The following is a 24,900-nucleotide window of genomic DNA, read 5'->3' on the forward strand; positions in this document are numbered from 1 at the left end:
GCTTTTTTGATGAAGTATATAAAATCTGCAGAGGTTATCGTATACTTTAACTATTCTTTTTATCAAGGAGAGAAGTTATATTTGGCAAGAAATAGAGATGGAAACTACTTTGTGCATACAACTTTAATTGCTGCATTTTTGGTCGCTTATGCTATCTTTCTGCTTTTATTTGCGTCATCAAGTGTTCTTGCAGCCGGATCAGCTGTCTTCCAAGTAATTGGAACTGCTTTTCCTGCTTATTGGACTTTTCAGGCATATAAATCTTCTAACACGGCATTAAGGCTATTTTGGCTTCACTTGTCTATTGCAATAATAGGCTACTTAATTGCAACCATTCTTTGGAATATCCAATATTTTTACGTAGAAGTGAGTTCGTCTCTCACATTGGCAGCAGATGTAGTTTGGAATCTCATGACGATTTTTTATTTACTAGCCTTCTTACAATTAATTCGGAAGCGGCCAATAGAAGTTACCTTTTATCAAATGGTATATGACGCGGTTATTATCATTGTTGCTGCAGCCAGTCTAAGCTGGGAGTTCTTGCTGCATCCATTATGGGACGAAACAAATGAATTAGGGTTGTTTTCGCAGATAATTGGATTGAGTTACCCAGTTGGAGATCTTATCATTTTGTTTTTTGTGGTAAGCGTGTTTAATGCACTGAGCTTTCAATATTTGTCGAAAGTATTGTATGTGCCGGTTTTATTGTTTTTCTAATCGCTGACACAAGTTACTTGTACCTCCTATCCGAGCAATCGTATTTTGACGGACATTTAATCGATTTATTATGGATTGTCGGTTTGGTACTGGTTGGCAGTGCAGCAATGTATACAAAAGAATTAGACGCGGTCGTTTTTCATAAAGAGCCGGCAGCTGATGTTAGTAAATCATTATTTTCCTTTCGTTTATGGTTTTCTACCATTAGTGTACTTTTATTGCTTGCAGTTATTGTAGTGAGAAAAGATGGCTTTGATTTAATTGCACTCGGATGTATCGTTTCTACCTTGCTGATCATGTCTCGCCAGATGTATACGATGTTTGAAAATCGAAGGCTAGTGCTGGAGCTAGAAGAGAAGGTGTTGCAGCGGACAGAGGAATTACTGCAAAAGAACAAAGAACTCGAAAACTCTACTGAACAAGCAAAGTTTTTGGCAGGACATGATCCTTTAACGGGACTGCCAAATCGTCGTGAGTTTGATAGAGTGGCGGCCGAATGGGCTGCAAACAGCAAGAATTTTGCTTTGCTGTTTATAGATATGGATCGATTCAAGTGGGTAAATGACACAATGAATCATGGCGTTGGCGATTTGCTGCTAAGGCAGGTGGCAGAACGTTTACAAGCGAATATCAAGTTAGAAGGAAGAGTTTTTCGCCAGGGTGGAGATGAGTTCTTAATCTTACTGCCGTCTACGGATGTACGTAAGGTTGAAGCGGCAGTAGATGAGCTAGTACAAGCGCTTGAACAAGTATTTCATTTGCATGGGAAAGAAGTGTTTGTATCAGCAAGTGTCGGAATCAGCTCTTACCCAAAGGATGCCAAAGATGTAGAGCTGCTCACAATAAAAGCAGACATCGCAATGTACGCAGCAAAAAAGAGTCCTGGGAAGCGCTGGCTATTTTACGATGAATCGCTCCATCCTGTGGAACAATCGAAACTCGAAATGGAAAAAGAAATGCGTTACGGGCTTGAAAGAGGGGAGTTCCTTCTTCACTTTCAGCCGCTGTATCGTCTGGACATAGATACAGTAGCAGGAGCAGAGGTGCTGATGCGCTGGAATCATCCGAAGCAAGGTCTGCTGCCGCCGAACCAATTTATCCCGTTAGCTGAGGAGTCCCGTTTCATTGTACGCCTCGGTAATTGGCTGATTCGGGAAGTGTGCAGACAGTGGCATGATTGGAGAGACCAAGGGTACGAACCTATCAGTCTGGCTGTAAATATTTCTGTTAATCAATTTCTCCATCCTGAATTTGTAGCAGAGCTTGAGGCGGCGCTGCGTGAATTTGATATGGATCCGGCTTATTTAGAGCTTGAGATTACAGAAAATATTCCGTTTTGTGACGCTCATGCTATTGCTGTTCTCGCACATATTAGTCAGCTTGGTGTACGAATGAGCATTGATGATTTTGGGACAGGCTACAGCTCCCTTCAATATATTCAGCGTCTTCCTGTGCATACGCTGAAAATTGATCGAGCATTTGTTTACGATATGATGCAGAATCGAAATAACAGAGTACTCGTAGAGACTATTTTGGTTATGGCCAATCAACTAGAGTTGGATGTGATTGCCGAAGGTGTAGAAGAACAGGAACAACTCCATTTCCTGAAAGAGAAGGGCTGTACGTTTGTGCAGGGGTATCTTATTGGAAAGCCGGTTGCCGCGGAGGAATTTCGGTTGAGATGGCTTGGATAAATTGTAATAGCAATTAGATATGTATTGAAACATGTGTTATTTATGGAAACTAACTGGGCTCGTATGAATAAACCAAGTTTTACTTATATGGAAACGAAGAGGAGATGTCACATTGTTACCTGAAGGGAAAAGGTTTGATGTTGTGTCTGAATCAGAGAGATTGATAGTGAGACCGCTACAACAAAATGATTATAAGAATTGGCTTCATGAATTCAATAGCAGATTTCCATCTAGACATAGACACGATCCTGGAAGAATTGATATGAGTGAATGTACAGAAGAATGGTTCCTTGACCTAGTGGATCAACATCAAAAGAAGGCAGTGAGCGATATCGCTCATGTGTTCGGTGTTTTTCACAAATCAGATGGCACACACTTAGGAATGGTGGATTTCTCTACTTTAGCAAGGATGCATTTTCAATGGGCTAGAATTGGTTACACCATACATAATCAGCATTGGGGAAACGGCTATGGCAAGGAAGCGGTGCAAGAAGCGCTTAAAATTGCCTATGACGATTTAGATTTCCACCGTATTGAAGCCCACATAGCTGTTGATAACGACGTCTCATTCCATTTGGCAGAGAGTGTAGGAATGAAGTATGAGTGTACAAGAAAAGGATTTATTCTAGAAGATGATGGGTGGACTGACCACCTTGTATATTATATGAATTCGCATTCTCGTCCAACTATTTGAATAGATAATGTAAAGCCTGTATCGATGATTTCTTGCTAATCTAAGATACAGGCTTTTTCTATTACGGAACGAATCACTTTTACATTGATTTAGAGGATCTTCTGCAAATCCCTAATAAATTCAGCCAGCTTCTTCAATCCATACTGCATTTGGTCCATCGAAGCGTAAGCATAGGAAATACGGAGATGCTGCGTATTGTTTCTTTCGTATATCTGGCCAGGGTTGAGCAGGATCCCTTGCTGAAATGCCTTTTCAAACAGTGTATTAATGGGAATGGATTGGTGCATTTTTAACCAGATATAAAAGCCTCCCGCTGGTCGCTCCCAAGTGGCGATAGGCGTGAAGTAAGCATCCAAGTAACGCAATACTTTATCTCGCCGTTCTTTTAAAGCTGACCGGATTCTTTCGGTCACTTGTACATTGATTCCTGTAGACAGCCATTGTTCTGCCACGTACTGGGAGATGCTGCTCGCGCCATAATCGGTTTGCATTTTACTGTCAGCTAATCTATTAATAACGGGTTCAGGTCCTGCTACCCAGCCAATGCGCAGACCTGGACTCATTGATTTGGAGAAGGTGCCCATGTACAGGACAGTTCCTTGAGAATCCAATGCTTTAAGAGGCGGTGGAGGTGGTGTATCTAGCCATAAATCATAATAAGCATCATCTTCAATAATCGGAAGAGAAAGCTGCTGACATGTTGCTAATAATTGCTGTCGTTCTGCCAAATCCCATATTCGTCCTGTTGGATTGTGAAATGTTGGGTTGGCATAAAATAAGGCAGCATCACTTGTCCGCAAATGTTTGTGTATTTGCTGTGTGATGGCGTCTTTCCCAGTTAACCCGACAGTCACTGTTCCTGCTGATTCAAAGACAGGAACCGATTGAATATACGAAGGGGATTCATAGAGAATAGTTGATCCTTTTGCTAGTAACCCTCCCGCTATTAATTGAAGTGCCTGGAGGCTTCCTGACGTAATAAGAATAGCTGAGGGAGAAACATGGATATCTCGATTTTTCAGAAAATGACTCAGCTGCTGCCGCAAAGCGTAGCTGCCCTTCTGTTCGGAATAACCTAGAGACAGGCTGTGTGCGTTCTGCAGAAGCTTAGTGATTTCTTGATTCGGCACAAGTCTGGCGATAGCTCTCCAGTGCCTAAACGAATAAAGGATGGGTCAGCTTCCGCATGATTGATCGCTTATATGAGTTTCACATTCGGCTCGTGCATGCCAGTGCGGACATAACCTTGCCAGTCAAGAGAAGCTGCTCCAAGCAAATTCCATGTTGTATTTCTAACTGTCGTTCCGCTACCTTTTTTTGATTCCAGTAAGCCTTCTGCAGCCAATTCCTCGAAAGCACTGACAATGGTGCTGCGGTTCACGTTGAATAGAGCTGCCAATTTTCGCTGCGAAGGCAGTACAGTACCAAGAGGCCATTCGCCATTTTTAATTTTCTCTTTTATATAATGAATAATTTGTACGTGCAAAGGTATATGTAAGTCTCGATTTGGTGCCCAATCTATCTGCAGCATATTATCCCTCCCTTTTTAATATAGCGAATTGGTTGGTTTAAAACCAACCAATTGGATGGCGACAATGTAATTGTACTCTTGTATTATCAGCTAAGAAAGGAAAGGAGATAAAATGGAACCAATTTTGCACGGCATCCTTCTGGCATTCGGACTCATTTTGCCTTTAGGAGCTCAAAATGTATTTTTATTCAATCAAGGGATTATTCAAAAGCGATGGATGTATACCTTACCTGCTGTAATTACTGCAGGAATGGCAGATACAATTATGATTTCCATAGCAGTTAGTGGAATTTCTGTACTCGTATGGAGTGTTCCATGGATTCAAGTTGTATTATACGGAGTAGGAGCTTGTTTTCTTTTTTATATAGGATATAGCTTATGGAAGTCAGCTCCGAACAATACCCACGCAGGAGAAGAACGTTTTCCGCTTCGTAAGCAGATCGCTTTTGCCATATCTGTCTCCTTATTAAATCCGCATGCTATTTTAGATATTGTTGGTGTTATTGGGACAAGTTCATTGGCATATACCGGAACGGAAAAATGGGCATTCACCATTGCCTGCATCCTTGTTTCGTGGATCTGGTTCATTGGATTAGCAGCTGCAGGGAGGCTGGTAGGAAGTTTAGATAAACAAGGCAAGATAATAGTGGTACTCAATCGTGTATCAGCAGGACTGATATGGATAATGGCTATCCTGATGCTCGTGAGGTTTATAAATGCGTTATAAAAACAATATAAAATGATGATGATTTGCCTATGTGAAAAGCCGAGTAATTCTGAGGAAAAACCCAGAATTGTTCGGCTTTTTTAATTTGATAATTAGCTATTGATTTCATTGATTTGTGTAAAAAAATCATTCTGTGTTTTCAGTTGATGGGAGAAGCCACAGGGTACTATAGGTTAGAATAACGGGAATTTGACCATACTGTTTTCATAAAAAAAGTAGTCAGATTAACAAAAGATATGATAATCAGCCAGTTCAACAACGGTATGCATAAATATAATATCAAGGATACTTGCAGAAAATTCCTTAAAAAAACTCCTTGAATGTTACCCTGTTCAGTATTATACTAGCTTCTATTGTGTCAGAAATTCTGACAAAAGTCAGACTTTTATTGTGTTATTTATCAGACTTTTCGAATAGTTAGTTGGAGGTTTTTTGCGTGTCACAGAAAGTACCAGGTAAATTTACGGTCATGCTTGGCTTGATGCTTTTTGCTTTATTCTTTGGAGCAGGAAATTTAATTTTTCCGCCGATGCTAGGGCAGCAAGCTGGTGAAAATATATGGGTAGCAAATGCAGGGTTTCTTGTAACAGGTGTTGGACTGCCTTTAATTGGTATAATTGCTTTCGTTTTCTCGGGTGAGAAAGATCTTATGTCATTATCCAGCAGAGTCCACCCTGTTTTCGGAATTGTTTACACGGTTATTTTATATCTTGCTATCGGGCCGTTCTTTGCAATTCCGCGTGCGGGGAACGTATCTTATGAGATTGGCTTGAAGCAGCCGTTTTTGTCTGCAGATCCTGGGCCGTTTCCATTAATTGTTTTCTCTATTATTTTCTTTTTGATCACGTGTTTATTGTCTTTAAACCCGACGAAGATTATTGATATAATCGGGAAATTCTTAACGCCAATCAAGTTAACGTTTATTGGCTTGCTTGTGCTAGTTGCAATCATATACCCAATCGGGAAATTTAAGGCACCGACAAGTGCGTATACGAGCAATGCTTTCTTTAATGGATTCCAAGAAGGTTATTTAACACTTGATGCGCTTGTAGCATGTGTTTTTGGGATTATCATTGTTAATGCAATCAGAGGTAAAGAAATAACGAAAAAAGCAACAGTTATGAAGGTTTGCTTACTAGCAACTGGCCTGGCAGCTGTTGTCTTAGGTGTAATTTATACAGCACTTGCTTTTATGGGAGCTTCCAGTGTCAGTGAACTTGGTTATTTGAATAATGGGGCCGAAATTTTGGCTGATGTTTCTAACCATTACTTCGGTTCTTGGGGGCAAATTTTCCTCGGTCTAATGATTACAGTTGCCTGCCTGACAACGAGTGTTGGTTTAATTACATCCTGTTCAACTTTCTTCCATGAGCTAATGCCGCGTATCTCTTATAGGACTTTCGCAGTCATCTTGTCTATCTTTAGTGCGATTGTTTCAACTGTTGGGCTTACAGAATTGATATCTATCTCTGTTCCGATATTGATGGCGATCTACCCGATTACGATTAGTCTAGTGTTCCTAACATTTCTTCATTCACTATTTAAAGGGAGAAGAGGAGTATACATCGGCAGTCTTGTACTGACATTCTGTGTGAGTATTTTTGATGGTTTAAATGAGGCTGGCCTGCAAGTGGCAGCAGTAAATGATCTTTTCACGAAGATCTTGCCTTTTTATGATGTAGGTCTTGGATGGCTAGTGCCTTCCATCTTAGGAGGCTTGCTTGGACTGCTTGTGTCTCAGCTTAGAAAATAAGAAGAAGAGAACGAGGCTGGGACATAACTGTTTTAGCTATATAAAAATCCAAACAATACTGCATTGTTTGGATTTTTTGCATTGGAAACGGAGATGAGAGCATCGCTTCGGAAATACACTCCGCTTTCCTGCGGGCGGCTGGTGAGTCTCCTCGTGCTAAAGCACCGCGGGGTTTCACCGAGGCCTTTTTCCCGCGGGAGTCTCCGTGTATTTCCTACGCTGATTTGTGTGATGGGAAACCTTCATTCGTGTAGGTAGAATAAGTAGACTCCTCGAAAATAGATAGCGATTTTCTTGTCGGTGTCTACTTCAAAAGCCATTCTTGTCCGACGATAACAGCTAATGTTGGAGAGGCAGCAGCCGTCAGAGAGCTGCATTAAAAAGTATGGATCTAGTTATCGTTCGCTTTTAGGATGAATTAATCTTGTTTTGTCCCGCTCTCTTTTCTTATGCTGGTTGGTTTCTGAGCTTCCCGCCGGCGATAAACAATAAGATAGGGACAATAATTGTTAGTAAAGATAGGATTGCTGCGCTATATAAGGTAAAGCGAGCAGCATCCGGTTTATTGGCAATTAATAGGAAACCAACCAATATAATTAAACAGATAATTGCGATATAAACGGTAGGGATTACGAAGAAAATTTGCAGTATCGACATAGTTTCAGCTGCCATTTTGGTGAGGGAAATAGAAGGAGCTTCTCCTGCCTCCAACTGTCGCTGATATTTCGGGTCATCTTCCAAAAACGTCGTCACGGCTTGTTCCATAGACTTGTTCTGTGGCAGTGTGATTGTGAATATGAGACTTCCGATAAAAACAAGAAGCAATAATGTGAGTGCAATAATTGTTAAGGTTTTAGAAGTTTTCAAGATTGTTCACCTCCTTTTTCCAGTATAAACGCAGCTAGCGACTGATGAAATAGAACCAAAGACGTATCTGTCAATTACTTGTCAAAATTGGATAAGTGGACGTGGCAGGAAATGTGGTATCATTAGCAGGATTAAATTGAATTGAGGCGATCATATGTCGTGGTTTTTTATTGTTGTACTGATTGTTGCTAGTCTGATTAAGATCTTGGCTGCTTCTGCCCCGAGTGCTGTCGTTGAAAGAATAGGCAAACGATTTCAGCTTCACCCATCGTTATCATATGATGTTTCCGTTAAAAAAGATGGAGAGGTCTTATTGGATGAGGAGAAACAGCGTCTATTGGATGCTTTTAACGAGTCTAACTTTCTCGAAAAGTATTACTATCCGCCAGCTCCTGAAGGAATCCCATATGAGATTGAAGCGATTAATGAGCGTTATTATCTTTACCCTTATGCAGACAGGGTAGATGTTTTTAAATATAGAAAGAAAAAAGTTTATGCGTATAGTTTACGTTCTGAGTTCATGCAAAGACAGGTGCACACCGATTAGAGTTTCCTTTATAATGGATAGAAACAGGAAACGGATGTGAGCCTGATGACACTAAAAAACTTAATCATAGATTCTCCGCTAATTGTTTCGGCGGCAGCTTTTTACCAAGAAGCATGGCAAGTGGAGGATACGACGATTGCCCCTCGCTTTGTACGCCACAGTACGTATCCTGGATATCGTGGACTTGTACAGCTAGACGAAAAAGGTAATATAGTAGGGTTGGTATATGGATATACCTCGAAACCGGGACAATATTATCATGATTTATTGCATCCGGCGCTGCAGGAGAATGGCAGATCCTCTTGGCTCGAAGATTGCTTTGAATTAGTAGAGTTAATAGTGTCACCAACATTGCGCGGACAAGGAATTGGAACATCGCTGCTAATGCAGCTACTTGCCGGTGTTTCTAATGCAACTGCTGTATTGACAACTAGAGAGAAAAATACCGGAGCAATTCGTCTATACGAACGGAATGGCTGGGGATTGCTGAAAGACTCCTTTTATCCGAGTGATAAAGCATTTCGAATATACGGGAAAAAGCTGCTATAATCCGATTCACCACTTGGTGGGTCTTTTTTCATTCTAACTCCTAAACATTACCGTTAACCAACCGATGATTCCTATGAATAGAAGGAGGGTGAGCCAATGCACCAGACAGATTTGAAACAAACAGAAACGTTTACCGTGCTGCTTGATGATTTGTATGAAAATATCAAGTCAGAACAGATAAAAGCTGCTGAGCATGTCCGATTTAAGATAGCTGAAAAGGAAATGGTTATTCGTGACGAGAAACTGCTTGCAAGGAGTATGCTGTACGATGCCCGCTTGGAAACGCTAAAAGGTAATTTAGAAAAAGGCGAGCAACTTTTGGAAGGTGTTGCTGATGCATTTGCGCTCACCAGCGAAAATCTTTATTATTATCATTTCTTTAAAGGGCTATTACTTTACCGACAAACCAATCTTCAAGAGGCAATTATCGAATATGAACGTGCAGAGTCATTTTTATCAGGGCAAATTGATCATCGAGAAGTGTCTGATTTCTATTATAAATTGGCGAATACGTACTACCACATGAATATGACTGCCTTCTCGGTTTTAAATGCGGATAAAGCAATTGAAGCGGCTTTGCGCTACAAACAAGATTTACAGGTTGCTAAGTGCCGCTTGCTCCAGGGTTTGAATTACATGGAATCAGCCAACTTCCGCAAAGCAGAAGAACTGTTTCAAGCATCATTAGAGCACGATGCGTCGCAGTCTGAATTAAAGCTGCCGTTATATGTGCACCATAATCTTGGTGTGCTTTATTTCAAGCAGAATCAGTTGGAGAAGGCGATTTTTCATATGGAGCAATCGATGGACTACAAGCATCCAAACTATTATATAAAGAGTCTTTATTACGTAACCGAATGCAGTTTTCGCCTGGGTCTGAAAGAACGTGCTATCCAGTACTTTGCAGAAGGCTTTACGCTAAGCAAAGAACGTGACGATGATGCGTATAAATGGATGTTTGCCATGCTTCATAAGCAATATGTGGACCAAGATAGCCTTGAAGGCGTTTGGCGGGAAGGGATTGAGTATTTTCAGTCCATTCAAGACAACCATAAAGTACGTCATTTTGCAGAGCAGTTTGCAAAGTATTATACAGACCATCGGGATTTCGAAAAAGCATCACGATACTACTTGTTGGCTTTAAAATAAATAAATGTGCGTGTGTGAAAAGACGTGTTGGAAAAAGGAGATGCCCGAGGGGCAATCTCCTTTTTCCGTATTAAGATAGTTTCCAAGCTGGAATTAAGCTGTGAAAATGGAAGAAATAGCTCATTGGAATGTGTATCACGGTGTATAAAGCAAGTGTCGTCGCATAGGTGAGGAACCAATTTGGGATTGGGACTTGCAGGAATACGTACAATAGCAGCATTCCAACCGGAAAAGGAACTAATACAATGAGCCAGATAGGTGCCCCGAGAGCCTCCGTTAAAGCGCCCAGGCTGACGACAGAAAAGCCGATGATGAGTGTCTGCCAGATTGGCAATCCATGCCGAAAAAGTAAGCTGCCTATATAATAAGACAGTCCGGTAAGCATTATGGCTAGAATGAAATCAAATAGATACTTCAATTTATTCCCTCCTCCCTCCTTTTTACTGATTATACATTTATACAGAACGAGAAGTGTGAATATTATGTAAAAAAGACTGCTCCATGAGCAGTCTTTTTTAACTTGCATAATTTTTAATACCGTCAGCGATAGAATTTGCAACTCTGTCTTGATAGCCTGTGTCTTTGAGGAGAATGGCATCAGCTGAATTTGAGATGAATCCAGTTTCTACAAGAACTGCTGGCATGGATGTGTGCCGTAATACGTAAAAGTCAGCACTGCGTGTGCCGCGGTCACCATTGTCTGTATTGGCTGCAAGAGCTGTTTGAATATTGGAAGCTAGCTGCTTCCCGCTGCTGCTGGCCCCGTAATAATATGATTCTAAACCATGTGCTGCAGAAGTGGTTGCGCTATTGGCATGCACACTGACAAAAAGATCTGCTCCCCAGTTATTTGATATATTGGCGCGGTCTGCTAATGGAATAAAGATATCATCACTGCGTGTCATTTTTACATCAAAACCGTTATGAAGCAATTGATGCTGCAGTTTCTGGGAAATAGATAATGCAATCGATTTCTCTACTGTATCGTTTCCAGTGGCTCCGGGATCTTTGCCGCCGTGTCCTGGATCAATGACAATCTTCCGGATAGGGTGGTGAGTTGGTTCAGTCGATTCAGTCGATTCTTCAGGAGCAGGTGCTGCCTGCTTTTCTACAGATGTTACATAATCCAAGCTGACAAATCCCGTTTGACTATTAACTGTAATCTGCCCCCAGCCATCACCTCTATCAATATATTGAAACTGTGTACCTGCCGGGAATTTTCCGAGAATAGCAGCGTCTGTAGTTGGAGCTGCTCTAATGTTTAAGTTTGCTGTTGTCTGTCCCGTTTGGGAGGTACTGGCGTCTGCCTGTGTTGGCAAGATGAAGAGAATAGCAACGAGTATAAAAAGAATAGGTAGAGCAACTTTAATGGCGGTATGCATCGTAATTCTCCTTTGCGATATAATAGAAACAGTATGGACATCGTTTAAGAGTTTTATAACATCAGATATCTAATCTGTAAGAATAATAGAGAGGAGAGAGGGAATGAAGACAGAACGAGAAAAGATGGTTGCTGGTGAGCTTTACCGGCCATCTGATCAGGAATTAACTGATAGGCGTATGGAAATTCGGGAGCTGGTTAGGCGTTACAATAATTCGGCGAGCTATGAGCAAGCGGAACGAGCAGATCTGCTCGGACAAATTTTTGGATCTTCGGTAGGCAGCAGTGCTTATATTGAACCTACTTTTCGCTGTGATTATGGATACAACATTCATCTCGGAGCGAACTTTTATGCGAACTTTGACTGTGTGATGTTGGATACTTGTGAGATTAAAATCGGGGATAATTGTATGCTTGCTCCAGGTGTGCACATTTACACAGCAACTCATCCGCTTCATCCTGTGGAGCGTAACTCCGGATACGAGCTGGGCAAGCCGGTAACCATTGGTGATAATGTCTGGATTGGCGGACGTGCCATCATCAATCCTGGCGTAACCATTGGACATAACGCTGTCATTGCATCAGGAGCAGTTGTGACGAAGGATGTACCTGCCAATACAGTAGTTGGAGGGAATCCGGCGAAAACGATAAAAGTAATTGAGGTCTGAGATTTTTGTGAGAAGCTGGCGTCAGTGTAAACATGCTATACTCGGAGTATCAAAAAAGTGGAGCGGTTCATATGCAGCGTGGTACGTTTCAATTAATGAAAACAGTAAATAAATCATTAATATTGAATAAGATTCGTTTAGCAGCCCCGATATCAAGGGCTGAGATTGCCAAGGAGACAGGCCTGACGCCGCCAACTGTAAGTACAATCGTCAAGGAATTGATGGAACAAGGATTAGTGGTGGAAAGTACGCTTGGTTCTTCCAGTGGCGGAAGGAAACCGAAGATGCTCCGTATCCGAACGGAAGGATTATTTGTGATCGGAGTGGATGCCGGACCGGAAACAGTCGATTGTATACTGACAACCCTTACTGGTGAGGTGATTGGAACTGTTTCCCGTGTTCTTCAAGTACATACTAATCATGAATTTCTTGTGCAGCTGTCACAAGCTGTTGATTATTTACTTGAAAGTTATTCAGTGAAAAGAGAGCATATCTTGGGAATTGGCATAGCCATGCACGGAGTAGTCGACGCGGAGGCTGGTATAGGACAGGTGGCTCCGATTTTAAAGCTGCATAATATACCGATTAAGCAAGAAGTGGAAAGTGTATTTGGTGTACCTGTTAAGGTGGAAAATGATGCGCGCGCCATGGCACTTGGTGAATCATGGTTTGGCAAGTATGATGCACGTGAAACAATCGTTGCAGTCAATATAGGAAGCGGTATTGGCGCTGGTATCATCATTCAAGGCAGGCTGCTTCACGGAGCAGCAGGACTTGCTGGCGAATTCGGTCATATGTCGATAGATCTTAATGGCGAAATATGTGCATGTGGAAATCGCGGCTGTTTACAGACATTTGCCAGCGGTCCGGCTATTGCCAAGCGAGCTGGAATGATAAGCGGAAAAGCTGTCTACCAGGCAGCTGTTAGCGGCGGTCCGGCAGCAAGAAACATTTTGCAAGAAACCGGCAGAATACTAGGCATAGGACTGATTAATTTGATTCACCTTTTAAATCCGGACCGTATTATACTTGGCGGCGGTGTCATGCAAAGTGCGAGATATCTCCTTCCGACGCTAGAAGAAGAGATAAAAGCGAGAGCGCTTACGGGTGCAGCAGCGAACACAGAGATTCTTATTAGTGAACTGGGAGAGCGGGCGACAGCACTTGGTGCAGTGGCCTTAGTACTGGAAGAACTATTCGCTCCAGTATAAAGAGCACAGCAGCGAGCTGTGCTCTTATTTGGGTTTTGCGTAGATAAGATTGTTCTGCCGGGAATTCAATCCCGGTAAATGGATTTGGGGCACTATTTAATAGAAAAAGAGAAGACAGTTTCTTTTCGATAGGTTTCCTCTGGCTGTAAAATAATGTCTGGAAAACCGCTGTGATGCAAACTGGCAGGAAATGCTTGCGTTTCAAAGCAAATCCCTAAATATTTCGCTGACTGACGTTCTTTTAACTCTAAGGTCTTATCAAGACCATTGCTAGTGTATAAAACGAGACCTGGTTGATTGGAATCAATCGTCATTAACCGGCCGCTTTCGGGATCATATAAGCCAGCTTTCGGCTTCTCGTTAGCAGAGAAAAGAAAATAATGATCAATTCCCCCTCCTGCAAGCTGGAGTTGTTCGTGGGGTGTGCTGAAAATATCGCCTAGTGTCCTGAACGATTGCAAATCGAAGGGAGAACCTTCCGTATCCAGCAGCTTTCCTGTAGAGATGAGCTCTTCATCTAGCTCTGTGAATTGTTTGCTTGCAACCATTGCTTGCTGCTCTGCAATTGTTCTTTTTAAGCCGCCGCTCAAGTTGAAATAGGTATGGTTGGTTAGGGTGACAGGTGTAGCTTGATCTGTCGTCGCTTCATAAAGAATGGCGAACTTATTATCCTCGGTTAACGTGTATGTGACGACCACTTTTAATTTGCCGGGGTAACCTCCTTCACCTTCCGCACTTGTATAGGAAAGTCGAAGGCCAGCTGTCTGGTCCTGCTCGAATGTCTCTACTTCCCAAAGAACTTGATGAAACCCTTGCGGACCTCCATGTAAATGATGACTGCCTTCGTTTGCCTGCAATTGATAGACTTTTCCATCTAACTCAAATTGGGCATCTTCTATACGCCCAGCTACTCGCCCGATAAGCGCACCGAAGTAGTTCGGATTTTCTTTGTAATCCTCTAGATTGCGATAACTCAGCACGATATTCTCCAGGTTGCCGTCCTTATCTGGAACCTCTAATGAAGTAATAATACCTCCAAAGTTTAGTACTTCAAGTTTCATACCGTTTGTATTGATAACCTTGTATAATACCCAATTATCTTGGAGCGGAGTTTTTTCGATCAATTCGACACCACTTTCTGATTTAATTTGGTGATAAAACGCTGAAAAGTTTCATCGTTCTTGAAAACACCTGCATCCTCAAGTACGCGGACGAACTTTTCTCCTAACTCTTTGCGCACCACTTCTTCAGCGTATTGCTGGTTGTGCAGAAAGCCATGCTTATGGCGTAGTTCCTGCGCCCATTCCTGGTGGGCGGGGTCTACTTCATTCACTTCGCCGGATAAGAATTTATAGATTGTTTCTATTTCTTCTTTAAGTCGGGGAGGAAGTACCGCTAGTCCCATCACTTCAATCAGACCAATATTTTCTTTTTTAATATGATGAACATCTGCATGAGGATGGAAAATGCCGAGCGGATGCGTAGCTGATGTTCGATTGTTGCGTAATACTAGATCTAGTTCATACAAATCATTACGCTTCCTTGCAATTGGTGTAATCGTGTTATGACGTGTTTTATCTGTGTAAGCCAGAATTTCTGCATCGGAATCATCATAGTTATACCAAAACGAGTAAATGTTATCAGCAACTTCTGTTAGTTTGTCTTTGTCACTCGCTTGCAGGCGGATGACAGACAGAGGCCAATTGAGCACGGCAGCTTTAACATCAGGATGGGCATGAATATGAAACGTATACTTTTCTTCGGCATTCGTCATAGCAAATGTGTATCTTCCAGCTTGGTAGTGATCATGCGATAAAATTGAGCCGCCTACAATGGGTAAATCGGCGTTGGAGCCAATAAAGTAGTGGGGGAACTGCTCTACAAATTCGAGCAACCGGGCAAATGCATCTGCATTTATTTTCATATCGCGATGTTCCTCTGACAGTACAATACTGTGTTCCTCATAGTACACATATGGAGAGTACTGGAGATACCATGTTTCATCTTTCAAGGAGAGCTCAATGAGCCTGTGGTTAGAGCGCGCAGGATAACCAATCCTTCCGGCGTACCCCTCATTTTCCTTGCAAAGTACACAAGCAGGATAAGAAACATCTTGCTTTATCATCCGTTCACGTTTGATTTGTTCCGGGTCTTTTTCAGGTTTTGACAAATTGATGGTAATATCCATCTCTCCGTATTTTGTTTGGGTTTTATAAGAAATATTCTTCTTTATCCGGTTCATTTGAATATAATTGCTATCTTTACTTAGATTGTAGAAATAGTCGGTTGCTTTTTCAGGTGATTCGTCATAATAGTAATCAAATAGTGTCTGAACAGTGGAAGGGCGAGGCATGAAGCAATCCATTAAGGATGCAGCAAGCATCTCCTTTTCATCCAACACATTATCAATGATTTCATTATTAACGGCGTATTCAATAATACGGTCTACTAGATCTGGTATGGAGCCTTCACTTGTCAGGATCTTATGCATCGGATAATTGTCCATTCCAAGCAAGTGGATCACCTGGTTACGTACATACGTTTTATCTCGTTCCTTGATTAAACCTTCCTGACATGTTTGTTCCAATAAAGCTTCAATATCTGAATAAATCATCTATCTCACACCCTTTATGCTAATTCTTTAGCGCCGTCACCGATTGTCGCTGTATAGAAAGTTGCTTTATATCCGATTTCTTCTTCATAGCGCTGCTGAATCCCTGCCTGAATAGCTTCTGCTTTGTCTTTCTCAACAAGCGCAATGGCACAGCCGCCAAATCCGGCTCCTGTCATGCGGGCTCCAAGAACACCTTGTTGTGACCAGGCAGCCTCCACAAGTGCATCTAGTTCCTTACCAGTCACTTCATAATCATCCCGCAATGAACGATGCGACTCATTCATCAATTCCCCGAAAGCAGTTAAATCATGCTTCTGCAGCTGCTTCAAAGCCTCGAGTGTTCGATTATTTTCATATACAGCATGGCGCGCACGTTTTATGTGGATTGGATCGCTAATGAGGGAACGATGCTGTTCGAATGCTTCCGGTGTGAGTTCTCCGAGACTTTGAATAGACAATTCCTGCTGCAAGTTTTGCAGAGCAGCTTCGCATTGGGATCGGCGTTCATTATATTTCGAACTTGATAGCGTACGCTGTTTATTCGTGTTTGCAATCAAGATGATGTGTTCGGTTAAATCTACTGGGGCGTGCTTGTAATCTAACGATTGACAGTCAAGCAAGATAGCATGCCCTTGTTTCCCCATACCCACTGCGAATTGATCCATTATCCCACTATTAACACCGATGTATTCGTTCTCTACACGCTGTCCAATCTGAACTAGGGGAATTCGATCCATCCCAATTTCATACATCTGATCAGCCAGGACACCGGTCACAAGCTCAATAGAAGCAGAAGACGAGAGACCCGCACCATTTGGAATATCTCCATAAAAGAGAATATCCAGGCCAGCGTCCATTTTGTTAGCGTATTGCTGTAAGTAGAGCAGCATACCTTTTGGATAATTCGCCCAGCCATCTTCCTCCCGATAGTTCAGGTCTTCCAAGGAAGAGGTTATGATACCGCTTTCATTGAGGTTGATACTATAGAACCGCAGTAAGTTATCCTGGCGTTTGGCTGCTAAAGCATAAGTACCATAAGAGATAGCTGCAGGGAAGACATTGCCGCCATTGTAATCTGTATGCTCTCCAATTAGATTAATCCTGCCCGGTGCAAAGAAGCGGCGAGGTGTTTCTGCCGTTTGGAAGATTTTCTGGAACTCAGTTGTCAAATTAGGAAAATGATTCATGGTTATAAAACCTCCTTGATAAACTTTGTTAATTTAATTAATTAAGTTGATGTTAGTGTACTATATGCGTAAGAGGGGAGCAAGGATTACTTCTTTTAAGAAGGAGAATACAGATGATTGGCGTATCATATATTGTAAACGCTTACTAAGTCGGGAGGAAACTGATGTGACAAATAAGAATAGTAAAATAAATGCCCCATTTCTGCTTCATGGCGGAGACTATAATCCAGATCAATGGCTGAAATACTCTGATGTTCTTAAAGAAGATATTCAACTGATGCAAGCAGCAAACACGAATACATTTTCTGTTGGTATATTTGCGTGGAGTGCTTTAGAACCGGAGGAAGGTATATACAAATTCGAATGGCTGGATAAGATTTTTGATGATATTCATGCTTTTGGGGGAAAGGTGATTCTGGCTACCCCAAGCGGGGCTCGCCCGGCTTGGATGTCACAAAAGTATCCAGATGTTCTTCGGGTTAATGCAGCTCGAGTCAAACAATTGCATGGAGGCAGGCATAATCATTGCTTCACATCTCCTACCTATTTAGAGAAGTCACAAAACATAAATCGAAAGTTAGCAGAAAGATACGGGGGGCACCCAGCGCTGCTGTTATGGCATATTTCCAATGAATACAGCGGTGATTGTCATTGTGATCGCTGTCAGACAGCTTTTCGAGACTGGTTGAAAGATCGCTACGATGGTAGTTTGGATGCTTTAAATGATGCATGGTGGGGACCGTTTTGGAGCCACACATTCACAGACTGGGAACAGGTAGAATCTCCTTCGCCAAATGGTGAGGATGGCGTTCATGGTCTGCGCTTGGATTGGCGGCGGTTCGTGACTGATCAGACTGTCCGATTTATGGAAAATGAAATGGCTCCGATTCGTGAACTGACACCGGAAATTCCGGTAACGACGAATTTTATGGCAGACACACCCGACTTAATACCGTTCCGAGGTCTGGATTATAACCGATTTGCCGATAAGATAGATGTGATCAGCTGGGATGCTTATCCAACTTGGCATAATGATTGGGAAACAACAGCTGAACTAGCGATGAAGGTAGGGTTTATCGATGACTTGTACCGTACAATGAAAGATCAGCCGTTTCTTTTGATGGAGAACACACCGAGTATGGTTAACTGGCATCCGGTGAACAAAGCAAAGCGGCCTGGTATGCATATACTTTCCTCGATGCAGATGATTGCGCATGGATCGGATAGCATCTTATACTTCCAGTGGCGTAAATCACGTGGGTCAACAGAAAAGTTCCATGGAGCCGTGGTCGATCATGATCGCTCGCCTGATAGCCGCGTTTTCCGCGAAGTGGCAGAACTTGGTGCAAACATGGAAAAGCTGGCAGGATTATCAGGCGCGCATCGTACGGCAGAAGTGGCTTTGCTTTATGATTGGGAGAATGATTGGGCACTGGAGGATGCGCAAGGTTATGGGTTGGATTCCAAACAGTATATCAATACGATGCATGCGCATTACCGGCCTTTTTGGAAACGTGATATTCCGGTAGATGTTATTGGGAAATCGCATGATTTTCAAAAGTATAAGCTCTTGGTTGTGCCTATGCTCTACATGATGGAAAACAAAATCGCTGAAAAGCTAGAGAAGTTTGTGCAAGCAGGTGGTCGACTCGTGATGACCTATATCAGCGGTGTAGCAGATGAGCATGATTTAGTGCATCACGGTGCTTGGCAGGAGAAACTTGCAGATATCTTTGGGTTGCGTCCTATTGAAACAGACACACTATACCCGAAGGATCGCAACAGTGTGCGGTACAAAGGAAAACAGTATGAATTAAAAGACTATGCAACTGTATTGAAACTTCATGGAGCCAAGGCAATTGGCAGCTATGAAAAAGACTTTTATGCAGGAACACCTGCCATTACCGAACACGCTTATGGAGAGGGTAGTGCTTACTTCATTGGCGCTAGGCTTGAAGATGCCTTTCAAGAGGATTTTTACGAGGATTTGCTGATAAAAGAGAAGATTGTCGCGCCTGTCCGCATTAGGAAAGAGGAAGGTGTATCCATTCAAGTCCGTTTCCATCCAAACACCACTTTTGTGTTCATCATGAACTTTAGTGAAAGTGAAAAAGCAATTGAATTAGAACAGCCTTACCAGGATGTACTCCAAGGAGGCTCTTTGGAAGGGCGATCCTTGTTAAAACCATATGAAGTAAAAGTGTTACAGTTCTAAAGATTTTATTGACATTTTTGACAGCTGCTGATATTGTAAATGCAATTCCATAATCTTATCCAGAGAAGCAGAGGGACTGGCCCTATGAAGCTTCAGCAACAGGTCGCAATGATACTGTGCTAATTCCAGCGGGTGGATGCCACCTGATAGATGAGACGTTCGCAGATTATTTGTCAGTTCAGCACATCCTCGTGGGTGTGCTTTTTTTGTTGGCAAAATACTTAGACTGATAGAAATGAGGCTGTAACATGACATCGAAACCAAATTTTAAACGACACATGCAGGCGCGTCATCTTATTATGCTTTCACTTGGCGGTGTAATTGGGACAGGGTTGTTTCTAAGCTCTGGTTACACAATCCAGCAAGCTGGTCCGTTTGGAACGGTGCTTGCCTATTTAATTGGAGCGTTAGTTGTTTACCACGTCATGCTTTGTTTAGGCGAACTTGCTGTGCATATGCCAGAAACAGGAGCATTCCATAGCTACTCACATAAGTACATAGGACCAGCAACAGGATATGTTGTTGCATGGCTGTACTGGCTGACATGGACGGTAGCGTTAGGGTCAGAATTTACAGCTGCTGGATTGCTTATGCAGCGCTGGTTTCCGGAAATCAATGTATGGATCTGGAGTGCGCTGTTTGCGGGTTTAGTATTCTTTTTAAATAGTGTAGCCGTCCGCTTTTTTGCTGAATCTGAGTTTTGGTTCTCATTCGTGAAAGTAGCTGCTATTATTCTTTTTATATTAATTGGAACAGCCGCCATATTCGGAATTATTCCGATGCAAGATACTGATACGGCCCCATTGTTTACGAACTTCACTGATGCTGGACTGCTGCCTAATGGTGCTTTGGCTATTCTTTTAACGATGCTTGCAGTTAATTTTGCTTTTTCCGGTACCGAGTTAATTGGTATAGCGTCAGGAGAGACAGAAGATCCGCAGAAAACCGTACCAAAAGCAATTCGTACCACAGTCATCAGGCTGGTTATCTTCTTTGTCGGGACCGTTATGGTGCTATCCGCCTTGCTTCCTTTTCAAGAAGCTGGGGTACTGGAAAGTCCCTTTGTAACGGTAATGTCACGGATTGGAATACCATATGCTGCGGATGTGATGAACTTTGTCATTTTGACAGCAATTCTTTCGGCTGCGAATTCAGGGTTGTATGCTTCGAGCAGAATGTTATGGTCACTCGGAGATAAACAGCTCATTCCGCAATATTTCGCCAAGCTTTCTAAACAAGGGATCCCACTGCGGGCGACTATCTGGAGCATGGGAGGAGGAGCACTCGCTTTGTTGTCGAGCATTATTGCGCCGGAAACAATCTATCTCGTTTTAGTATCTGTTTCTGGCCTTGCGGTTGTAGCAGTATGGATGAGCATTGCTTTATCCCAATTCCTCTTCCGGCGTCGTTTTCGTGAAGCGGGGCACGCGGACAACGAACTTGGCTACCGAACGCCATGGTATCCAGTTGTGCCGATTACAGCTTTCTTGTTATGTCTGGCGTCTGTGGTTGGGATCGCATTTGATCCTACCCAGGTAATTGCCTTGTATTGTACAATCCCATTCGTCCTGTTTTGTTATGCTGCATATTATATTACCGAATATACAAAAAAGAGGAGACAACGTCATGCCAAGCAATCCGATTCAACATCTGCTAAGCAAGCATAAAATAATGATACTAGATGGTGCATTAGGAACAGAACTGGAAAGGCAGGGCTGCAGCCTGGATGACCCATTATGGTCAGCACGCATTCTTCTGGAGCAGCCAGAATTAATTCGCCAAACACACCTGAATTATTTCCGAGCTGGTGCCGATTGTGCTATAACCTCAAGCTATCAAGCTTCTGTTGAGGGGTTCCAATCTCATGGTTTGGAGGAAAAAGAAGCGCAGGACTTGATTGGAAAAACAGTTAAGTTAGCAGCAGAAGCAAGAGAGATTTATAGGCAAGAAGCAAACGATTCTAATCAAGTGTCACCGCTCGTTGCAGGATCGGTGGGGCCATATGGTGCCTTTTTGGCCGATGGCTCAGAATACCGAGGGGACTATCAAGTGTCTGACGAGGTATTGAAACAATTTCACAAACCTCGTATTCAAGCTTTGCTGGAAGCTGGTGCGGATCTGCTTGCTTTTGAAACGATTCCCTCCGTACGTGAAGCCGAAATCTTAATCAAACTTTTAAAAGAATTTCCCGATGCTTCAGCATGGCTTACTTTTACTCTGCGTGATTCGAAAACTATTAGTGATGGGACACTACTTGCTCGCTGTGCAGAACTGGCAGCTAGTAGTAATCAGATTGCGGCAATTGGCTTAAACTGTGCGCCTATCTCTGTGGTGACAGACGCTGTGAAGGAACTTAAGAAACATACATCGCAACCAATTATTGTTTATCCAAATTCTGGTGAAAAATATGATGCGGTGTCGAAAACATGGTCAGGTGCACAGGGAGATGAATCGCTTGCTGGCTGCTCTCCGACATGGTATAAAGCTGGTGCCCAAATTATTGGCGGGTGCTGCCGAACGACGCCGCAGCAGATTCAGCACTTGGCCAAGCGATGGCGCTAGGATTGCAATTGATGTTTGGCAATGGGGAAACAGAGGAAGAGTAATGTATCATTTATACAGACAAAGGAGAGTTTCCCCATGGAACCAAAAGATATGATGAATGGCCAGACAAGTACCCACCAGCAGGATCGTCAACCTGGTATTGAAGCGAAGATGGATCCATTGCCGCATCAACCGCTCGACTATAAAGGTGCTGGCAGATTGGAAGGAAAAGCAGCCCTTATTACTGGAGGCGATTCTGGCATTGGCCGTGCAGTAGCTGTATTATATGCCAAGGAAGGTGCAGACGTGGCAATCTCCTATCTCGATGAAGCAGAAGATGCAGAGGAAACGAAGCGTCTTGTGGAAGCAGAAGGAAAACGCTGCTTGCTGCTGCCGGGAGATATTAAAGATGAAGAGCATTGTATCAACTTAGTCGAGAAGACAGTTGAGGAATATGGTAAGATCAATATTCTCGTCAACAATGCAGCGATTCAATATGTGAGAGAAGATGTTTTGGAGATTTCTTCAGAGCAATTTGAAGAAGTGTTCCAAGTCAATTTCTTCTCCCAATTTTATTTAACGAAAGCAGCAGTGCGCCATATGGAAGCAGGCGACTCGATTATAAGTACATCTTCTATCAATGCTTATCGCGGGAATCCAATGTTCATGGACTACTCTGCGACCAAAGGGGCGATTACAGCTTGGACACGCAGTATCGCGCAAAGTCTTATTAAGAAAGGGATTCGTGCCAATTCGGTTGCGCCTGGACCAGTCTGGACACCGCTCATTCCAGCTACAATTGGCGAAGATAAAATTGAACAGTTTGGCCAAGACAGCTTAATGGGCCGTCCAGGTCAGCCATCTGAACATGCGTGGCCTTATGTCATGCTTGCTTCAGATGAAGCTTCTTATATGACAGGGCAAGCCATCCATATTAACGGCGGTTCTTACACATCATCTTGATTCATTAGACCCTGTCGGTTTTCGACAGGGTCTTCTTTGTTTAACGTGGAGAGGATAGGGAACAACAATCTTATCAGGTGATAAGCAGAACTGACGGGAGGAGGGGGAAACTTGTATATAAAATTCCATGATGAAAATCATGAAATCAAATACCAAAACTTGCGAGCAGGTATTGGGAAGTCGGAGTTTTTAAATAATAAAGGCTGCCTCGCTGTTTTATACATGATGGCTGGGGATAGCAGGCTGGAGAAACTGTTTAAGCCATACTTCCAGATTGAAAATTGCCATTTTGCGTATGAGCAAATGTTTAAAGATTATGAACTGGACAGCGATTTGCTGCAACTAGCTAAGCTTGGAGCCCATCTATTTGACGGTCATATCGAAATGACACCGATGCTGCTTGATGAGATACACGAAGACCGAGATTGGTTCCTAGCATGGAATGCAGTAATGATGAGGCGCTTTGGTACCGTAACTGGCTACGAAGTACCTTCGAATAAGTTTTTCCAAGGCTATATTTCGCAAGATTTTAGTGTGTAAAAATATTAGTTGACTTGAAACCGAACTATGATGACATTCAGTAGAGTGCACATAAGTTTGGTTTTTTTTAAGCATTCAATCAAATAAATGAGAGCCTTGAATAAATGCATAAAAAAATATCCAACGAAAGCCGTTGGATAGAAAATTGAGTAACAAAATAAAATAAGGGGGTTCATTACTTATACCTTCTAGTAAAAAAATTAAACCTGACAGATGGTTGGTTATCTAGGAAATATAACCTCTTTTTTTTGTTGGAATTCATTGGCATATATATGTGATGCTCAAATTCTAATTTAATACACGATAATAGTATTTTTATCTTATAGAGTTCCTGCTTAAAAAGCTATTTTCATTATTGTTTATTTGTATTACAATTAAACAAATTAATTGATAGCGCTTACTTAAGGAGGTACACAATGGGGCAATCAACAGGAATTGCAAAAGGAATCCTTGGGTTTCCGGTAGCACCGTTTACTGCAGAAGGAAAGTTAGATGAAAAGGCATTATATGAAAATGTTAACTTTCTAGTAGAAGAAGGGCTTGATGCCATCTATATCGCGTGCGGTGCAGGTGAATTTCAATCCTTGGATAAGTCCGAATTTGAGACGATGCTTGATGTAGCAAATGAAGCTGTTGGTGGCAAAGTACCAATCTACACAGGTGTTGGCGGTAATTTGAAGTCTGCAATGGCACTTGCGGCACTGTCAGAAGAAAAAGGAGCAGACGGTTATTTGCTGCTTCCACCTTACTTAATTCATGGGGAACAGGAAGGGCTTTACCAGTATGCTAAAGAAATATTCGAGAGTGCGCCGTCATTAGATGGCATTCTCTATCAAAGAGACAACGCAGTCTATTCCGTTGAAACGGTAAGGCGGCTCACAGCATTTCCACAGCTAAAAGGACTGAAGGATGGAATAGGAAACATGGACATGAATATCTGTCTGACCCACGAATTTAAAGACAGATTGGAATTCTTGAATGGGATGCCAATGGCAGAGGTGACAATGCCTGCATATATTCCGCTCGGTATTACATCATACTCTTCGGCTATTTCCAATTACATTCCGCATATTTCCCGTCAGTATTATGAAGCACTATTGGCTGGAGATCAGGAAACATTAAATGAATTATATACAGATGTTATCCTGCCAATAAATCATATTCGCAAACAGCGAAAAGGCTATGCGGTTTCGTTGATTAAAGCGGGAATGGAAATTGTTGGTCTGCAAACAAAAGGATATGTTCGTCCGCCGGTTACACCTGTAACAAATGAGCATTATCAGGAAATGGAAAAGATCTTAGCGAAAGCATTGGAAAAGTATCCGAAAAAAGTAAAAACACAGAGATAA

At 42.3% G+C, this 24,900-nt stretch carries 24 protein-coding genes and 1 riboswitch; of the genes, 16 read left to right on the plus strand and 8 right to left on the minus strand.

The genetic code is table 11. The annotated features are described in order from the left end of the window. Positions 1-9 precede the first annotated feature (9 nt). The 3 genes from B1K52_RS06640 (at position 10) to B1K52_RS06650 (ending at position 3,105) form a co-directional block, all read left to right on the plus strand. Positions 10-717: a hypothetical protein gene (locus B1K52_RS06640; RefSeq protein ID WP_077306566.1), complete on the plus strand. Its 708-nt coding sequence runs from the start codon at positions 10-12 to the stop codon at positions 715-717. Positions 718-824: 107 nt separating this feature from the next. Next, positions 825-2,411 (plus strand): putative bifunctional diguanylate cyclase/phosphodiesterase, encoded by a 1,587-nt coding sequence (locus B1K52_RS06645; protein WP_179106489.1) that lies wholly within the window; start codon positions 825-827, stop codon positions 2,409-2,411. A 166-nt stretch (positions 2,412-2,577) separates the two neighbouring features. Beyond that, complete coding sequence (locus B1K52_RS06650; protein ID WP_306278150.1) at positions 2,578-3,105, plus strand: GNAT family N-acetyltransferase; 528 nt, start codon at positions 2,578-2,580, stop codon at positions 3,103-3,105. A gap of 89 nt (positions 3,106-3,194) precedes the next feature. Here B1K52_RS06650 and B1K52_RS06655 read toward each other — a convergent pair whose 3' ends face one another. Further along, positions 3,195-4,235, minus strand: coding sequence for an aminotransferase-like domain-containing protein (locus B1K52_RS06655; RefSeq protein ID WP_306278115.1), 1,041 nt, complete (start codon positions 4,233-4,235; stop codon positions 3,195-3,197). Between the two features lie 68 nt (positions 4,236-4,303). Beyond that, entirely contained in the window at positions 4,304-4,636 is a 333-nt protein-coding gene (locus B1K52_RS18405; RefSeq protein ID WP_306278116.1) for a winged helix-turn-helix domain-containing protein, read from the minus strand. Between the two features lie 112 nt (positions 4,637-4,748). On the opposite strand from B1K52_RS18405, the gene B1K52_RS06660 reads away from it, so the two are divergent. After that, positions 4,749-5,363 (plus strand): LysE/ArgO family amino acid transporter, encoded by a 615-nt coding sequence (locus B1K52_RS06660; RefSeq protein ID WP_077306573.1) that lies wholly within the window; start codon positions 4,749-4,751, stop codon positions 5,361-5,363. 436 nt (positions 5,364-5,799) lie between these two features. Then, the gene (gene brnQ, locus B1K52_RS06665; protein WP_077306575.1) at positions 5,800-7,116 is read left to right on the plus strand and encodes a branched-chain amino acid transport system II carrier protein; all 1,317 of its coding nucleotides are present in this window, start codon (positions 5,800-5,802) and stop codon (positions 7,114-7,116) included. Positions 7,117-7,563: 447 nt separating this feature from the next. On the opposite strand, the gene B1K52_RS06670 is transcribed toward brnQ, so the two are convergent. Next, positions 7,564-7,983, minus strand: coding sequence for a DUF4064 domain-containing protein (locus B1K52_RS06670; protein ID WP_083731686.1), 420 nt, complete (start codon positions 7,981-7,983; stop codon positions 7,564-7,566). A 154-nt stretch (positions 7,984-8,137) separates the two neighbouring features. Between B1K52_RS06670 and B1K52_RS06675 the strand changes: the two genes are divergently transcribed. The 3 genes from B1K52_RS06675 to B1K52_RS06685 all read left to right on the plus strand — a co-directional run bounded on the left by B1K52_RS06675 (position 8,138) and on the right by B1K52_RS06685 (position 10,228). Next, on the plus strand, positions 8,138-8,530 hold the full coding sequence (locus tag B1K52_RS06675; protein ID WP_077306580.1) for a YfmQ family protein: 393 nt from the start codon (positions 8,138-8,140) through the stop codon (positions 8,528-8,530). Positions 8,531-8,575: 45 nt separating this feature from the next. After that, the gene (locus B1K52_RS06680) at positions 8,576-9,079 is read left to right on the plus strand and encodes a GNAT family N-acetyltransferase (RefSeq protein WP_077306582.1); all 504 of its coding nucleotides are present in this window, start codon (positions 8,576-8,578) and stop codon (positions 9,077-9,079) included. A 96-nt stretch (positions 9,080-9,175) separates the two neighbouring features. After that, positions 9,176-10,228: a tetratricopeptide repeat protein gene (locus tag B1K52_RS06685; protein ID WP_077306584.1), complete on the plus strand. Its 1,053-nt coding sequence runs from the start codon at positions 9,176-9,178 to the stop codon at positions 10,226-10,228. Between the two features lie 70 nt (positions 10,229-10,298). On the opposite strand, the gene B1K52_RS06690 is transcribed toward B1K52_RS06685, so the two are convergent. Then, a complete protein-coding gene (locus B1K52_RS06690; RefSeq protein WP_077306586.1) occupies positions 10,299-10,646 on the minus strand; it encodes a hypothetical protein in 348 nt (115 codons plus the stop codon). Between the two features lie 97 nt (positions 10,647-10,743). Then, positions 10,744-11,610 carry an N-acetylmuramoyl-L-alanine amidase gene (locus B1K52_RS06695; protein WP_077306588.1) on the minus strand — a complete coding sequence of 289 codons (867 nt, stop codon included), beginning with the start codon at positions 11,608-11,610 and terminating at the stop codon, positions 10,744-10,746. 103 nt (positions 11,611-11,713) lie between these two features. On the opposite strand from B1K52_RS06695, the gene maa reads away from it, so the two are divergent. Together maa and B1K52_RS06705 are read left to right on the plus strand one after the other, a co-directional pair. Further along, on the plus strand, positions 11,714-12,277 hold the full coding sequence (maa, locus tag B1K52_RS06700; protein ID WP_077306590.1) for a maltose O-acetyltransferase: 564 nt from the start codon (positions 11,714-11,716) through the stop codon (positions 12,275-12,277). 71 nt (positions 12,278-12,348) lie between these two features. Beyond that, complete coding sequence (locus B1K52_RS06705; RefSeq protein ID WP_077306592.1) at positions 12,349-13,488, plus strand: ROK family transcriptional regulator; 1,140 nt, start codon at positions 12,349-12,351, stop codon at positions 13,486-13,488. Positions 13,489-13,580: 92 nt separating this feature from the next. Here B1K52_RS06705 and B1K52_RS06710 read toward each other — a convergent pair whose 3' ends face one another. The 3 genes from B1K52_RS06710 to B1K52_RS06720 are packed head-to-tail and all read right to left on the minus strand — an operon-like array spanning position 13,581 to position 17,289. Further along, entirely contained in the window at positions 13,581-14,612 is a 1,032-nt protein-coding gene (locus B1K52_RS06710; RefSeq protein WP_256855857.1) for an aldose epimerase family protein, read from the minus strand. After that, positions 14,609-16,102: a UDP-glucose--hexose-1-phosphate uridylyltransferase gene (galT, locus tag B1K52_RS06715; protein ID WP_077306594.1), complete on the minus strand. Its 1,494-nt coding sequence runs from the start codon at positions 16,100-16,102 to the stop codon at positions 14,609-14,611. The genes B1K52_RS06710 and galT overlap by 4 nt, the downstream gene beginning before the upstream one ends. A gap of 14 nt (positions 16,103-16,116) precedes the next feature. Next, a complete protein-coding gene (locus B1K52_RS06720) occupies positions 16,117-17,289 on the minus strand; it encodes a galactokinase (RefSeq protein ID WP_077306596.1) in 1,173 nt (390 codons plus the stop codon). A 166-nt stretch (positions 17,290-17,455) separates the two neighbouring features. On the opposite strand from B1K52_RS06720, the gene B1K52_RS06725 reads away from it, so the two are divergent. The 6 genes from B1K52_RS06725 (at position 17,456) to kdgD (ending at position 24,900) form a co-directional block, all read left to right on the plus strand. Beyond that, complete coding sequence (locus B1K52_RS06725; RefSeq protein WP_306278117.1) at positions 17,456-19,504, plus strand: beta-galactosidase; 2,049 nt, start codon at positions 17,456-17,458, stop codon at positions 19,502-19,504. A 52-nt stretch (positions 19,505-19,556) separates the two neighbouring features. After that, positions 19,557-19,661: riboswitch (SAM riboswitch) on the plus strand. A gap of 91 nt (positions 19,662-19,752) precedes the next feature. Next, on the plus strand, positions 19,753-21,171 hold the full coding sequence (gene mmuP / locus B1K52_RS06730) for an S-methylmethionine permease (protein WP_077306600.1): 1,419 nt from the start codon (positions 19,753-19,755) through the stop codon (positions 21,169-21,171). Further along, positions 21,131-22,066 (plus strand): homocysteine S-methyltransferase, encoded by a 936-nt coding sequence (gene mmuM / locus B1K52_RS06735; protein WP_077310525.1) that lies wholly within the window; start codon positions 21,131-21,133, stop codon positions 22,064-22,066. The genes mmuP and mmuM overlap by 41 nt, the downstream gene beginning before the upstream one ends. A gap of 78 nt (positions 22,067-22,144) precedes the next feature. Next, a complete protein-coding gene (locus tag B1K52_RS06740; RefSeq protein ID WP_077306602.1) occupies positions 22,145-23,011 on the plus strand; it encodes an SDR family oxidoreductase in 867 nt (288 codons plus the stop codon). A gap of 111 nt (positions 23,012-23,122) precedes the next feature. Further along, positions 23,123-23,551: a hypothetical protein gene (locus B1K52_RS06745; protein WP_077306604.1), complete on the plus strand. Its 429-nt coding sequence runs from the start codon at positions 23,123-23,125 to the stop codon at positions 23,549-23,551. Positions 23,552-23,967: 416 nt separating this feature from the next. After that, positions 23,968-24,900, plus strand: coding sequence for a 5-dehydro-4-deoxyglucarate dehydratase (gene kdgD, locus B1K52_RS06750; protein ID WP_077306607.1), 933 nt, complete (start codon positions 23,968-23,970; stop codon positions 24,898-24,900).

Origin of the sequence: Terribacillus halophilus, assembly GCF_900162685.1 — a bacterium.
Lineage (GTDB): Bacteria > Bacillota > Bacilli > Bacillales > Amphibacillaceae > Terribacillus > Terribacillus halophilus_A.